The organism is Bacillus massilinigeriensis (assembly GCF_900117315.1).
Classification (GTDB): Bacteria; Bacillota; Bacilli; order Bacillales; family Cytobacillaceae; genus Bacillus_BE; species Bacillus_BE massilionigeriensis.
In genome coordinates this window covers 1-13,557 of sequence record NZ_LT630342.1, presented here as the reverse complement: position 1 = coordinate 13,557, position 13,557 = coordinate 1, and the positions used below count along the sequence as shown (strand labels likewise).

Annotated in this window: 18 protein-coding genes and 1 rRNA gene; 8 read left to right on the top strand and 11 right to left on the bottom strand. The window is 33.7% G+C overall.

The window, feature by feature from the left end:
* Positions 1-122, bottom strand: a 16S ribosomal RNA gene (locus BQ6100_RS20630); the annotation flags it as partial.
* A gap of 356 nt (positions 123-478) precedes the next feature.
* On the opposite strand from BQ6100_RS20630, the gene BQ6100_RS20625 reads away from it, so the two are divergent.
* Positions 479-817, top strand: coding sequence for a YolD-like family protein (locus tag BQ6100_RS20625; protein WP_075983667.1), 339 nt, complete (start codon positions 479-481; stop codon positions 815-817).
* Between the two features lie 178 nt (positions 818-995).
* Here BQ6100_RS20625 and BQ6100_RS20620 read toward each other — a convergent pair whose 3' ends face one another.
* The 8 genes from BQ6100_RS20620 to BQ6100_RS20585 form a co-directional block, all read right to left on the bottom strand.
* The gene (locus BQ6100_RS20620; RefSeq protein WP_235816602.1) at positions 996-1,574 is read right to left on the bottom strand and encodes a site-specific integrase; all 579 of its coding nucleotides are present in this window, start codon (positions 1,572-1,574) and stop codon (positions 996-998) included.
* A gap of 174 nt (positions 1,575-1,748) precedes the next feature.
* A complete protein-coding gene (locus BQ6100_RS20615; protein WP_084780624.1) occupies positions 1,749-2,333 on the bottom strand; it encodes a M15 family metallopeptidase in 585 nt (194 codons plus the stop codon).
* A 29-nt stretch (positions 2,334-2,362) separates the two neighbouring features.
* Positions 2,363-2,503: a YvrJ family protein gene (locus BQ6100_RS20610; protein ID WP_099421397.1), complete on the bottom strand. Its 141-nt coding sequence runs from the start codon at positions 2,501-2,503 to the stop codon at positions 2,363-2,365.
* Between the two features lie 61 nt (positions 2,504-2,564).
* Positions 2,565-2,771, bottom strand: coding sequence for a DUF2922 domain-containing protein (locus BQ6100_RS20605; protein ID WP_075983665.1), 207 nt, complete (start codon positions 2,769-2,771; stop codon positions 2,565-2,567).
* Between the two features lie 37 nt (positions 2,772-2,808).
* Positions 2,809-3,024 carry a DUF1659 domain-containing protein gene (locus BQ6100_RS20600; RefSeq protein ID WP_075983664.1) on the bottom strand — a complete coding sequence of 72 codons (216 nt, stop codon included), beginning with the start codon at positions 3,022-3,024 and terminating at the stop codon, positions 2,809-2,811.
* A gap of 173 nt (positions 3,025-3,197) precedes the next feature.
* A complete protein-coding gene (locus tag BQ6100_RS20595; protein WP_075983669.1) occupies positions 3,198-3,704 on the bottom strand; it encodes a hypothetical protein in 507 nt (168 codons plus the stop codon).
* Between the two features lie 417 nt (positions 3,705-4,121).
* Positions 4,122-5,189 (bottom strand): M42 family metallopeptidase, encoded by a 1,068-nt coding sequence (locus tag BQ6100_RS20590; protein ID WP_075983663.1) that lies wholly within the window; start codon positions 5,187-5,189, stop codon positions 4,122-4,124.
* Positions 5,190-5,259: 70 nt separating this feature from the next.
* Positions 5,260-6,891: an ABC transporter substrate-binding protein gene (locus tag BQ6100_RS20585; RefSeq protein ID WP_075983662.1), complete on the bottom strand. Its 1,632-nt coding sequence runs from the start codon at positions 6,889-6,891 to the stop codon at positions 5,260-5,262.
* Between the two features lie 361 nt (positions 6,892-7,252).
* Between BQ6100_RS20585 and BQ6100_RS20580 the strand changes: the two genes are divergently transcribed.
* The 3 genes from BQ6100_RS20580 (at position 7,253) to BQ6100_RS20570 (ending at position 10,560) form a co-directional block, all read left to right on the top strand.
* The gene (locus BQ6100_RS20580) at positions 7,253-8,056 is read left to right on the top strand and encodes a ParA family protein (protein ID WP_075983668.1); all 804 of its coding nucleotides are present in this window, start codon (positions 7,253-7,255) and stop codon (positions 8,054-8,056) included.
* Complete coding sequence (locus BQ6100_RS20575) at positions 8,034-8,327, top strand: hypothetical protein (protein WP_075983661.1); 294 nt, start codon at positions 8,034-8,036, stop codon at positions 8,325-8,327. The genes BQ6100_RS20580 and BQ6100_RS20575 overlap by 23 nt, the downstream gene beginning before the upstream one ends.
* A gap of 985 nt (positions 8,328-9,312) precedes the next feature.
* Positions 9,313-10,560, top strand: coding sequence for a replication initiation protein (locus tag BQ6100_RS20570; RefSeq protein ID WP_075983660.1), 1,248 nt, complete (start codon positions 9,313-9,315; stop codon positions 10,558-10,560).
* 71 nt (positions 10,561-10,631) lie between these two features.
* Here the strand turns inward: BQ6100_RS20570 and BQ6100_RS20565 are convergent, their stop codons facing one another.
* Complete coding sequence (locus tag BQ6100_RS20565; RefSeq protein WP_075983659.1) at positions 10,632-11,408, bottom strand: DUF1836 domain-containing protein; 777 nt, start codon at positions 11,406-11,408, stop codon at positions 10,632-10,634.
* Positions 11,409-11,698: 290 nt separating this feature from the next.
* Between BQ6100_RS20565 and BQ6100_RS20560 the strand changes: the two genes are divergently transcribed.
* From BQ6100_RS20560 to BQ6100_RS21375, 4 genes are all read left to right on the top strand, one after another.
* Positions 11,699-11,929, top strand: coding sequence for a hypothetical protein (locus tag BQ6100_RS20560; RefSeq protein WP_075983658.1), 231 nt, complete (start codon positions 11,699-11,701; stop codon positions 11,927-11,929).
* Positions 11,930-12,013: 84 nt separating this feature from the next.
* Entirely contained in the window at positions 12,014-12,262 is a 249-nt protein-coding gene (locus tag BQ6100_RS20555; protein ID WP_075983657.1) for a hypothetical protein, read from the top strand.
* A 26-nt stretch (positions 12,263-12,288) separates the two neighbouring features.
* Positions 12,289-12,426 carry a hypothetical protein gene (locus BQ6100_RS21380; RefSeq protein ID WP_159433192.1) on the top strand — a complete coding sequence of 46 codons (138 nt, stop codon included), beginning with the start codon at positions 12,289-12,291 and terminating at the stop codon, positions 12,424-12,426.
* A gap of 118 nt (positions 12,427-12,544) precedes the next feature.
* Positions 12,545-12,691: a hypothetical protein gene (locus BQ6100_RS21375; protein ID WP_159433191.1), complete on the top strand. Its 147-nt coding sequence runs from the start codon at positions 12,545-12,547 to the stop codon at positions 12,689-12,691.
* Between the two features lie 481 nt (positions 12,692-13,172).
* Here the strand turns inward: BQ6100_RS21375 and BQ6100_RS21530 are convergent, their stop codons facing one another.
* Positions 13,173-13,313: a hypothetical protein gene (locus BQ6100_RS21530; RefSeq protein WP_173719946.1), complete on the bottom strand. Its 141-nt coding sequence runs from the start codon at positions 13,311-13,313 to the stop codon at positions 13,173-13,175.
* Positions 13,314-13,557: the final 244 nt, after the last annotated feature.

Genomic DNA, 13,557 nt, shown 5'->3' with positions numbered 1-13,557 from the left:
CACGTGTTACTCACCCGTCCGCCGCTAATCATCGGGAGCAAGCTCCCTCAGATTCGCTCGACTTGCATGTATTAGGCACGCCGCCAGCGTTCGTCCTGAGCCAGGATCAAACTCTCCGAAAAAGAGTAAGATTAGCTCTTCATTTATAAATAGAATTAACGTTGACGTTTCTGCTTTTGTTTAGTTTTCAAAGAACTATTTTGAGACGAGTTATTAATATATCAAATGATTTCAAAACCGTCAATATTATTTTTTTGAAATAATATTTATCAAAGTGAACCTAAAGGTTATCTTTTTTTGAAGCCTTATATATTAACATTTTCGTTCGTTTTTTCATCGCCGTTTAGCGACGACTTTTACTATATTACTATTATGTTATCCATAAGTCAACTCCTAAAACAAAAAAATTAAAAGTTGTTTTTTATATATAATATGCGAACATTTGTTCTATATAATAAATATTAAAGGAGGGAATAAAATGAGTGGTTTAAAGGATCGAGGATTAATAAAGTGGAATGCAGCCTCTTTCTTACCGGAGCATTCAAAAATGATTAGAGAATTTAAAAAGGAATATTACAAGCAATCGAAACCTTGCCTAGACGAAAATCAAATTGAAGAATTTGAAAATCTTATTGCCTTAGCTAAAGAATATAACTTTCTAGTCAAAATCAAGTTATATAACGAAGGGTTTCCAGAAGAGGTAAGTGGATATATCACAGATATATTTCAACTCAACAAAAAATTACGGATAAAAAGGGAGGATCTATCTTATGAAGAGATACATTTTACCGACATCATTGGTTTAACTAAGGATTAAAGATAAAAAATATCATCGAGTAATCGCATTATACACTTCTTCTTTCTATATAAGAAGAAACTTAACTCAGTTTAAAACCGCAAAATCGAAATCAAAAAGAAAAACACCTTCAATTTTAGAGTTAACTAAATCAAATATATTTCATAATGGGTTAACTTAGTTAATTTAGGTTAACCCATTATAGATCTAAGTTTAAAACAACTTCATCCATCTGTTCTTGTGTAATACCAATATACCTTAAAGTCTCAGTTTGACTGGAATGATTTAAAAGCTTTTGAATCATAGACAAATCTATCCCTTGTTTATATGCAAAGTATCCAAAGGTTTTTCGTAATGAATGGGTCCCTATTCGCTCTGTGACACCTACTGATCGGGCTGCTTCATTTAATATTTCATAAGCATGCTGCCGGCTAATTGCTTTTCCTCCTTTTTGACTCCGAAATAATGGCTCATTATATTGAGCAGAGGGTCGTTCAAGGTCTAAATAACGTTGAATTAGTCTTTGCGTTTTTTTATTAAGGGCAATTACACGCTTCTTATTTGTCTTTTTTTCGCGTAATTCTAATCGATCAACTACCCCTTTTTTGGTTGAAACATCAGCTACTTTTAAAGAAAGAATATCGCTAATTCTTAGCCCAGTATTAATACCCAAGACAAATAACAGTTCATTTCGAAGAGAAGATGCTCGTAAAATTTTTTTGATGGCCTCTATTTTTTCTCTATCCTTAATCGGTTGGACCGTTTGCAAATATGACACCTCCCTATTTATATAGCAAATATGTAAGATTTGGGACCTTTAATAGATAATTTATAAAACATATATAGCTCTTGAAAAATAAGTCATTTAGATAAAGTGAAAAATCTGACATAACTAGCTTGTGTCAGATTTTTTGTTTCCAAGAAAATACCCACCTGCAATTTTCTGGTGGGATTATGCTTCTTTAACATAGACAAGCCAGCCATATTTTTTTCTAACACTTTCTGCAGCCTTTTCAGCTTCTTGCTTACTTTTAAAAGTACCGGTCATAAGATAATATTTCTTTAATTTTCCCTTTGTATCTTTAGCCACTGGTGGTTTCACTCCATTTCTTAATTGGCTAAGAGAGAGGCCGAATGTTAGTTGAAAATGAGGATAATCTTTAAAGCTAGTCCAACTCCCACCCCACTCAAGACCAAGTTTCTTACCAAGTTCTCCAACTCGTTTCCACCTTTTATCAACGAACCAATTCGGAACTAGTTTTCCTCCGACTATATCGCAAACACAAAAATCAAAGGCAAGACCATAATTATGATAGGAATACCCTCCACGAGCATTTGTAACGATCTTACCAGGCTTGGTACGGCCTTGCTCGTATAATTCGTTTTGTTCCTTTATCGTGCGCAGACCCTGGGTAATGATAATAAAAATTCCTTCTTCATGTGCTTTGATTATTAATTCCCTTGCTTTATTTGCAATTGATGAATGAACACCTGACAGCTTTTTTTCTGCCTTATCTAAAAGCGCATTTGCATCCAACTAATTACTCCCCTTCCTTTTAAGCAGAATTATTTTAGGGACATAGCCAGGTCGTTAATGGATTGTGACAGCTGATCTAACTTTCTTTCCATCCGATGGAGTAAGTAAATACTTACTAAAATCGGGAATCCGACTTGTCCAATCATGTTTACCCAATCCATGCTCTCCATTATCTACACTCCTCCCCTATAAATGAATCAAAACGGAAGGCTTATAACCTTCCGTCCAAAATTACATTAATTCAATATCTTGAGTTGTACGATCGATATATCTTGCTCCTACAACACTAACTAGAGCGTTGCTAAATATATTCGACTGAATCATACTATCCATGGCAGCTTTAACTTCTGCTGGTGTAAGTGAATCTTTCGGATTTCTAACAATAATCTTCACAGGCTTAATACGTCCTTCAAAACTCAACTCTAGAGTTTTAGCCATATTTAACGACCTCCTTTCCTATTCGATAAAACCTAAATTAGACTAAGATATTAGTATCAACTGTAGTAGTTTCAAGTGGTGTTCCTTTATACAAACTAGAAATCGCAGTTGCAGTATCTGCTAATTTTTGAGGTGCAGCATCAGTTTGAACGCTTGAATAAGTGTACTTTTTGATGATTGGATCGCCTTTTTCATTGACACCTTCTTCGAAAGATAAAACAAGTGCCTTTTTTACAATTCCTTCTACTGCCATAGTTTGTTTCCCCCTTTCATATTGGTGCCTCTAATATAACGATTTTCTATTGTCCATCTCAAAAGGGCTTTCACTTAGAAAGAAACTATATATCCGGCAATTTATCTATTTCTATGTTGGTACTTTTTAAAAACAAATGAATTAGAGCCTGTAACAACAAAAAAGCAGGGATTTCACCCTACTGAAAAGAGCCATTTTTTTCTGTGTGGCTCATGTATTTCTCCATAGCATAGTTCGATGCATCGTGCATTTTTCAACTGATCAAAGCAGAATTTTTCAGAATGCATTACGTTTATTTCGTGTTTTGATAAATGGACGAGTGTTTCATGGCTAGACTTTTTGCAAAAGCAAGATATCTCTTTTGCAATAAACCATCCTATCTTGGTTTGTCTCCCTATTGATTCACGGACATTATAAGGAACTAATGTAATACCATAGGATAAAACAATTGGAACTAGCTGTTTTTTTCCGACCAGCTTTCCATATCTGTTGCGATTAGCAGAGATACTTGTGCCAAAATAATAAAGCAGCTTAGCTAAAAACGATTCACATGGCATATCCAGAAGATCGATTGATCCATCATTATAAAATAATTGAACAGAATCACCTTTGTTTTTTGCATTTACTGGGATAAACGCTTGGCCTAACGAAATGAACCTTTCGATTTTTTTCCAATCCAAATAAATCATCCTTTCCACTTTGTATTTTCAGCGCGAAATATATCATCTACTCAAAAAAATAGACCAATTCAGCTTGTTAGACTATTTTCCTTTTACAACGTAAATAATGAAAAACCGCATAAGAGAGCTACAAAACATGAAAAAAGTACATCTTAGATGAAATTTGGAAGTGTTATTCATTAAAGTTTTAATTTTAAGGGATATATAAATGGTGAATGTGGAAAAACGTTAACGTTTAAGGGGGAGGAATTCTCTTTCTTAAATATAATCTTAGGTATTAACTAAGAAAAAATCAAAACGTGAAAATACAATTTTCAAGGTGGTTTTCCCCCTGAAAATTGCATTTTCGCCTAGAAAAAATGAAATTTACGCATAAAAAACGATTCATTTTTTCATTTTTATCAATTTTCCAATTTTTTATGTATCTAAAAATGTCTTCCCTTTCAGTTGATCTAGGGTAATAACAAATTGATGTAGCAATTTATATGAGTTTTCCATATCCTCTAAATCTACCACTTCAATAGGAGTATGAGTATATCTCGAAGGAATAGAGATAACTCCAGATGATACTCCTTTATTAGTCATATGGATGGCACCAGCATCTGTTCCGATTCCCATAAATACTTCCATTTGATAAGGAATGTTCTTCTCTAATGCTGCCTTTTCTAAATGCTTTGTTATAAGTGGATGGGCAATAAGCGACATATCAGCAATTTTAATACAAGGGCCATTACCTAATACCCTTGTTCCTTTCATTAAAACATCGAATGTATCACTTGTAGGAGTCGTATCAAGCGCTAAAGCAAAGTCTGGCTGTACGGCTGCTGATACTACAGAGGCTCCCCTCAGCCCTACCTCTTCTTGAACTGTAAATGCTCCGTATATATCACCATGACTTATATTGTTTCCTTCTAACTCCTTAAGTAAGCGAATTAAAAGAGCACAACCTGAGCGATCATCTAGAGCCTTACCTATAACACGATTCTTACCAATTCTTTTAAACTCCGTACCATATGAAATTGGTTGACCAACCTTAATCCCCATTTCCTTTGCATCTTCAGCTGATTTAGCACCAATATCAATATATAAATCTCTATGACTAGCAATACGTTTTGGATCATCCCATTTAACATAATGTGCAGATATTGTTCCGATTACACCATATATTGGTCCGTATTCTGATCTAACCATAACTGGTAAGGAAAGAAGAATACGATCATCGAAGCCACCTACTTTTTCGAATCGAAGGAGACCGTTTTCCTCAATTTTCTTAACAACAAATCCAATTTCATCTGTATGTGCCGCGATTAATAATGAAGGAAAATCGGGGGAATTCCCCTTCTTTTTAACAATCAAGTTTCCTACAGGATCCACATGATATTCATCAACATAATCTTTAATTTCATTTAGGATAAATCGTTGAACGTCTTGTTCGAAGCCACTTGGTCCAACAATGTCGCATAAGCTTTTTAATAAATCGTACATCTAGTTGACCTCCTTAGCGTAAAAAGAACCCCTTACTTCAATAGAGGTAAGGGTTCTTTCATAATTAAAATTACTTATTTAAATAAACACCTGTAAAATCATCATTTTCCATTGGATGAGCCTCAAACCCTTCAACATAACTAGCTAGTCCAATTGGAGGGGTTGTATGTCCAATGAGAACCCAAGGTGCGTCTTTATGGAAAATTTCTTGAGCTTTTTCGTATAGAGCAATACGTTTATCTTGATCAAACGTTACTCGAGATTCTTCTAATAACTTAGTAAATTCCTCGTTTTTATAGAATGCACGGTTATTAGCAGGTTTTACTGCATTTGTGCTACTTAAGTTAGGGTATAAGAAGTTGTCTGGATCAGCCATAACTCCTGTCCAACCGAACAATCCCATTTGATGCTCTCCCTTACTTGTTTTATCAAGATACGTAGCCCATTCATATGAAACTATTTTTACGTCAATTCCTACTTTTCCTAATTGTGCTTGAATTGCCTCAGCTGTTTTTGCTGGTTGAGGCATATATGGTCTCGGGTTACTCATTACCCAAAGTTCTGTTTTAAATCCATCAGGATAACCTGCTTCTGCTAACAATTCCTTTGCAGCATCAACATCATATTTGTAGTCTTCAATTTTATCATTGTATCCCCAAAGTGTTGGTGGAAGTGGATTCTTAGCTACTTCTGCATAACCATTGTAGAATGCATCAATTAATTCCTTTTTATTGATTGCCATATTAATAGCCTGGCGAACTTTTACATCATTAAATGGTTTTTTCTCTGTATTAAAAACAGCATAACCAATATTAAAGCTTGGGCGTACAACAAGTTTTAATTTATTATCTTTTTCAATTACAGTTGCATCATCTGGATTTAAACCATCGATTATATCAGCTTCTCCACTTTGAAGTGACCCTAAGCGTGATGTATTATCTGGTATTACACGGAAAATTAACTGATCTAAATATGGTTTACCCTTAACATAATAATTTTCATTGGCTTCTAATACTACAGTTTCATTTCGAGACCAGCTTTTAAATTTAAATGGTCCAGTACCAACTGGATTTTCTCCAAACTTTTCTCCATATTTTTTAATAGCATCAGGGCTAGCGATACCAAACATTGGAATTGCTAAATAACTAATAAATGAAGCTGTTTTTTCAACTAACTTAAATTCAACAGTAGAATCATCAACTGCTTTTACATATTCAAGTTTATGAGTCGGATCACCTTTAAATCCACCATACAAGAATGGATAGTAAGGGAAGTCACCGCCTTTATGGTACGGGTTTTTAGGATCCATCCATCTTTCAAAGTTAAATACTACTGCTTCAGCATTAAAGTCTGTACCATCTTGGAACTTAATACCCTTTTTAAGAGTAACAGTCCATGTTAAACCATCCTTAGAGGTTTTATACGATTCTGCTAATTTTGGTTGTAATTCTAGATTTCCATCAAATTCAAATAAGGTTTCAAAGATTTCATGAGTGACACGAATAGACTCACCATCTGTTACATTAATAGGATCTAGTGAGACTGAATCTGCACCTCGAGCATAAACCAATGTGCCACCTTTTTTAGAATCACCACTCTTACTTTTTTCTCCAGATGTTTCTTTACTTCCTCCAGAACAAGCTGAAAGTACTAGTGATAAAACTAATAAAAAACTTAATACTAGCAAAGAACTTTTTTTCAATTAGATACCCTCCTTGAAGTAATTTTTTATAGAAGCAAACTGAAACTTAAAAATTATATTTTTCTGCTTCAATTTACTAAAATGCATCAGAATAGTGTGAATTTATTATTAATTCAAACATTATATATTATAGTTTCAAAACATTCTAGACAATTTTCGCTATTTTTTTACAATCAAATTAGATTTTACGGGACTAGTATCTCACTACACACTGACGTAATAGAAATGGAAACGCTATCTACTTTTAAAAAAATCTAGTGTTTTTCTATAATAAATTCTATTAACGTGAAGGATTATTTTATATAATATGGAAGTAGAAGAAAAGAAGAAAACAACGTTGGAAGAAAGGAAGGTGGGAAGGTTGGCGATTACTATTACAATGGGTATACAGAAAGGCGGCTGTGGAAAATCCACTACTACAGGCATCCTAGCTTATTTGTTAAAAGAGGATGGCTACCGCGTGCTGGCAATAGACATGGACTCCCAAGGTAACCTAACTGAACTTTTATCCGAACAACCATCTAATGAATTTATAGGCAAATCAGTGTTAGAGGCAATGCAACAAAATGATGTAAAAAGCTTTATAGTTCCTATCACTGATAAACTTGATTTGCTCCCAGCAAATAATTTCTTAGCAACATTACCTCGATGGCTTTATACCGGGAAAACATATAAAGGAGAAAGCATTCGATATAGTGGTAATCCGAGTTTGGTTTTAGATGCAGTTTTAGATCAGGTTCGTGATGATTACGACTTTATTATCATTGATACTCCTCCTTCATTAAGTGAGCAAACCACAAATGCTTTATGTGCCAGTGAGTATGTTGTAGTTTTATTTGAATGCTCAAACTGGTGTTATTCGGCGATTCCAAATTTCATGGATTCTGTAGTTAGCGCAAATGAATTTGGAAAACGCGATACACAGGTCATTGGTATTCTTAGAACACTAAACGATATAAGGCGTAGCGACGCTAAGGCCTTCAATGAAATGATTGAAGAAGATTATCCAAGTGATGTTTTCAAAACGATTATTACAAGAAAAGCGCCAACTGGTAGATTAGCTTTATACGGTTTTAATGAAAACCCTGAATTAAAGCAAGCATTAGAACAATATAAACACTTCTACAAGGAGTTGATTGAACGTGTCAAGAGTGAACGACATTAAGAATATGAAACGGCAACAAAAAACTATAACCCCCACACAGGCATTAGCTGAAACAGTAGGAGAAGAAAACAAGGAAGAAAAGAACGTTTCTTCTAACCAAGAAATCATCGAAACAAGGAAGGAAGAAAAGAAAGTGGAAAGAAAGCGCGTATCGTTTGATTTAAGAACGGATCTACATAAAGAATTGAAAATGCAGGCTCTTGTGCAGGAGAAGAATATTTATATTTTGATTGAGGAAGCTTTGGAGAAGTATTTAAGTGAGAATAAATAATAAAAGGGGGGAAACCTCCTTTTTTGTATTATGAGGCAATTTGTTAATTGTCGAGTAAATACATAACCTTTTTTAAAGGAAGGATTTCTAAAATATATTTTATATAACACACAGACCTTTGTTGTGAATGTTTTACATATATTATTTTAATTGTTTTTAATGTTTTATTTGTTTTCGGAGGCTATAAATCTAGTAATCATAAGGCTTTCGAGGGCTTAACTATAACAAAAATGGTTTGAACTATAACATTTTTGGTTTCAACTATAACAAAAATGGTTTGAACTATAACATTTTTGGTTCCCTACTATAACAAAAATGGTTCGAATTATAACATTTTTGGTTTCAACTATAACAAAAATGGTTTGAACTATAACATTTTTGGTTTCAACCTATGACAAAGGTGATTGGAACTATAACATTTTTGGTTTCAACTATGGCAAAGATGATCGGAACTATAACATTTTTGGTTTCAACCTATGACAAAGATGATCGGAACTATAACATTTTTGGTTTCAACCTATGATAAAGGTGACCAGAACTATAACATTTTTGGTTTCAACCATGGCAAAGATGATAGGAACTATAACATTCTTGGTTTCAACCTATGATAAAGGTGACCAGAACTATAACATTTTTGGTTTCAACCATGGCAAAGATGATAGGAACTATAACATTCTTGGTTTCAACCTATGATAAAGGTGACCAGAACTATAACATTTTTGGTTTCAACCTATGACAAAGGTGATTGGAACTATAACATTTTTGGTTTCAACCTATGACAAAGATGATCGGAACTATAACATTTTTGGTTTCAACCTATGACAAAGATGATCGGAACTATAACATTTTTGGTTTCAACCATGGTAAAGACGCTCAGAACTATAACATTTTTGGTTCCTAAATAAAAAAGTGTTATATATAACGAAAAAACACTTCCGTTATATTTAAATATTTGTCATAATCTATATATAAGGGGGGATAACTCTTGGTTTTATCTACAAATATTTTAGAAGCAAAGACTAGCAATCTTGTAACGAAATCAAATAAGCTTATTGAAGCTAACTATAAACTGGGTATTATAGAACAGAAAATAATTCTTAGTTTGGCTAGTACTATTCAACCTACTGATAATGATTTTAAAACATATACTTTACCGGTTAGGGAATTTTGTAATTTGTTAGGTTTAACTGGTGCCCCTAAATATAGTGAGTTAAAGAGAATCACTAAGGAATTAATGCAAAAGGTTTTTGAAATTCGTATTGATAATAAGGTAATTCAGGTCGCTTGGTTAAGTTATGTTGCTTATAACGAGACTGAGGGGAGTATTGATCTTAGATTTGATCCGTTTCTCCGTCCATATCTACTAGAGTTAAAAAAAGAATTTACAAGCTATAGACTAGAAAATGTAGTTAAATTGAAAAGCTCTTATGCTATCCGCCTTTATGAATTGTTAAAACAATATGAAAAGATAAAGGAAAGGACTTTCTCGCTATCTGATTTAAGAAAGTTATTAGGCGTAGAGGATATTTATCCTGCGTACGGTAATTTTAAGCAACGAGTCATTATTCCAGCTCAAAAGGAACTCAAGAAAAAGACCGATATTTATTTTGAATTTGAAGAAGTGAAGTTCAAAAGAAGGGTAGAAAAAGTTAAATTTATCATATTAACCAATAAAACGTCCAAAAAAGAAGAGCTGCAGCTTTCATTTTTTAATGAAAATCCTGATGAGGTTAAATTATCCAATTTATTTATAGATAGAGTAAAAAAGTTAGGGATGAAATTGGGAGTTAACATACCTAATGAAATCATTGGGAAATGGGCAGAACATGGTCAGGATAATGTTCTTTCATTACTCGAGAAAATTCAAAATCGTAAGGATATTGATAATCCAATTGGATACATAACTACGATATTAAATTCAACTCCCATTACAAATGTTGAGAATTCAATGGATTTAGAGGATCAATCCGTATTAACACATCTTGTATCCCGATTTAGAAAGTCAAAAGATCGACTACCCAGTTGGTTTATTAGAGATAATGCTATTAAAGAAATACAGGATCAATATAAATTAGATTCTTCAGAAGCATTAATACAATATGAAAAAATTAAATCTGATTTATTTGAAATACTAGAAATAGAAGATTTACAACAGGACTTAATGAATGATGAAGAATTCATTAAAGAAAAAATGAAGTTGGAAGAGGAATTAAGGAATTTTAAGAAAGTATAACATTTTTGGTTACAACTTTTTGAGTTGAAGGATAAACAAGCAAAAAGGTGAAGCATGAGGCTTCACCTTTTTTATTGGTTTAAAAGGAATAAGGTTGTGCTTGTATATCGACGTGCTAGAGATTGAAGGAAAGAGAGTTGAATAGTTAGGGTCGCAACAACAAGTACATTTACTAATAGATTTTTTTGTTTATCAGTCAGCCTTTCAAGTTGATCAGCATATTGTCTAGCTCGTTTTTCGATAAGAGCTTCTAAGGTTTTTTCCTTCTTGATTAAAGCCAATGTTGGATCTACCTCTTCTGCTTCTATCATTTGGTCCCCATCTGGATCTAAATCCTCAAAAATATTTGCATAAGCTAAGTAAAAATCCAAAGGGAATATCAAGTCATCTTTTCGATCTTCTGGATTGTTAAATAGCATTTTTAATAGCTGTCTAATAGATGTAAAGTCTAACACCGTTTTTAAATCATCAACGATAAAAAGAATTGCAGCCTGATCCAAAGAATATTTCTTCCCATATTCCGGAGACCCAATAATATCTTTGGCATCCCTCTTCACCCAATTCTGTACAGCTGTTAGTGAAAATGTAGTGTGTTCAATTTGATTCCCTAAAGAAACGATGTCGTTAATGGATAATGTAATCTCCCTTTTCCCAGCCTTAATCAACTTCTCAAAGATCGACGGTAATTGAGTAGCCATAAAGGCTGAAGCCACTTCATTTTCTGTTAGATCTGGATGCCTCTTAAGCCAAGCTTCTTTTAATACCCCTACTGGAGATAAATCATTTTCTTTTTGTAATGCCAGCAGTAGATTGGCCATTTCCTTTCGAGTCAATTGAAATGTTTCCATATCAAAATCATCCCCTTTATGTATTTCAAGTTCATTTGATTTAATCTTATGATTGTTCTATTGAGTTGTCAATTCGAAAAACATATGAAAAATAGCGAAATATTAAGAAAAAATAAGAAAATAAAAGAAAACAAGGGAAATTTTTAGAAAAATAAAAACATATAGGAAAATATGACCAAATACGAGATTCGATTTTATAATGAATAGTTCATATAATAAGGTCATAGGAACTAATCAAAAGAAAAATCATAAGAATATACAAAAGAATAATCAAAATAGAGGTAATCAAAATGAGTATGAAGGAAAGGTTTCAAAATGCTAGGGATTGTGCAGTAATTGGAGGGGCAACAGGAGCAACAATAGGTGGATCAGTAGCCGGTAGCATTTCTGCAATAGGAGGTTCGGTAGTAGGTCCAGTAGGAACAGTATTTGGAGCAACTGTTGGAACAGGTGCTGGAGCTTCAATTGGTGGAACGATAGGTTTAATAGGCGGAGCTGTAGCAGGCTTCTTTGGTAAGTAACACTTCTTACAACAAGCATAGTCTTACATACATCAGTTTTAAAAAAATCTAACATTATATCTAAAAATTTAGGAGGAAATAATCATGAACTTATTAAAAGGATTAGGATACGTAGCCGGTGGAGTATTAACGGTGGCAGCAGCGCCACTTGTAGTTGGAGGAGCAGCAGTTGCAGCAGCGACAACAGGGGCTATTGCAGTTACCGCAGGATTAGCAACAACAGGAACCGCCGTAGCCAGTGGTTTAACAGCAATGGCAGTCGCAGATGGTGCAACAGTAGCAGTAGGTAGTGGATTAGCAGCTAAAGGCGTAAATGAAATCGTTAATGACTAATAAATAAAAATAAGGAGTGGATAAAAATGAGTATGGTTAAATGGATTGAAATTATTATCTTAGTTTTAAAGTTAATTGCGGAGGGAATGTCAAAGGATCAGGCAGCAAGCAAGGTTGCAGGTATGTATGGAGTTAGTGCATCTAGTATTTTGAAGAGATTATAAGGTTTTATTTCATTCAAAGGAGGAGGAGAAAAGAATGAAAGAGCAGGATGTAGACTTGGTTGAAATAACAAAAAAGATATTAAAAATAATAATAAAAAAATAAGAGGAGTGAAGTATTATGTTTATTCATAAATTAATGGGACAACCTGGTGGAAAGTTAGGGAAAGTGATTTCAAAGACTATTGGTGGAGAAATTGGTAAGAAGATTGGATCTAAATCTGGTAACGAAAAACTCGGTGAAAAAATTGGGAAAATATTAGGTTAGATTCTTTCTACAATAAGTCAATAAGTTTTATTATCAGAAGTCGATTCTTCTAATAAGGAGGAATCGACTTTTGTAGTTTTTTTAAGAGTGTGAGGATAATCAATTTCAAAGTAGTTTCAGCAAAGCAGCCGGCCGCGTCTCCTCCGACAACGACCTCCACTCACGTTCCGACGCGGTCTCCAGAGCCCCGCCCTCTATTCGAAGAAGCGATTCTTGCAAGCATATTCATCATGTAGCCATGCACGAAGGCGCTCTGGAAGCCAAGCTACGCATCGCTACATTGAAGCAAAAGCAAAGAAGAAAACAACCTTTCTAGGAAGAAACGTTGTTTTCTTCCTTTAGTAATATTTGATTACGGTTATAAGAATATATCTGATATACAACAATCACGCCCTTAAAGGATAACTTAAATATGTTCCTTAGTATTAAAATCGATTAATTTTTCTAATACTAAAGCTACCCTTTACTTGAAGATTATTTATTATTTTTCTTCTAAATCATAAATCCTCTTTTCAAGCTCTTTTACTTTGTTACTATTAGTCAACGCCGTTGTAAAAGCAATAAGTCCAAAAATAAATCCTGATGCTCCAAAAGTGAATCCTATAATTCCAAAAATCTCCACATAATCCCCCCTATTAAAAGTCTACGTTCTCTATGTTTATTTATTTTTCAACTGTCCTGCCCTAAATTTCAACAAAAAGGGTGCATACTCCTTCCGGAAGAAACGCACCCGTTACTTTAAGTACACTAATTCACAATCCAAATTATAATTTTAACATAAATTGCCAATTACTTAGTTATTTATCAGAGGAATTAGCTTAGTTATTAGGGGGTGTTTTGCTAATGAATTATGCAGTTGACACAAG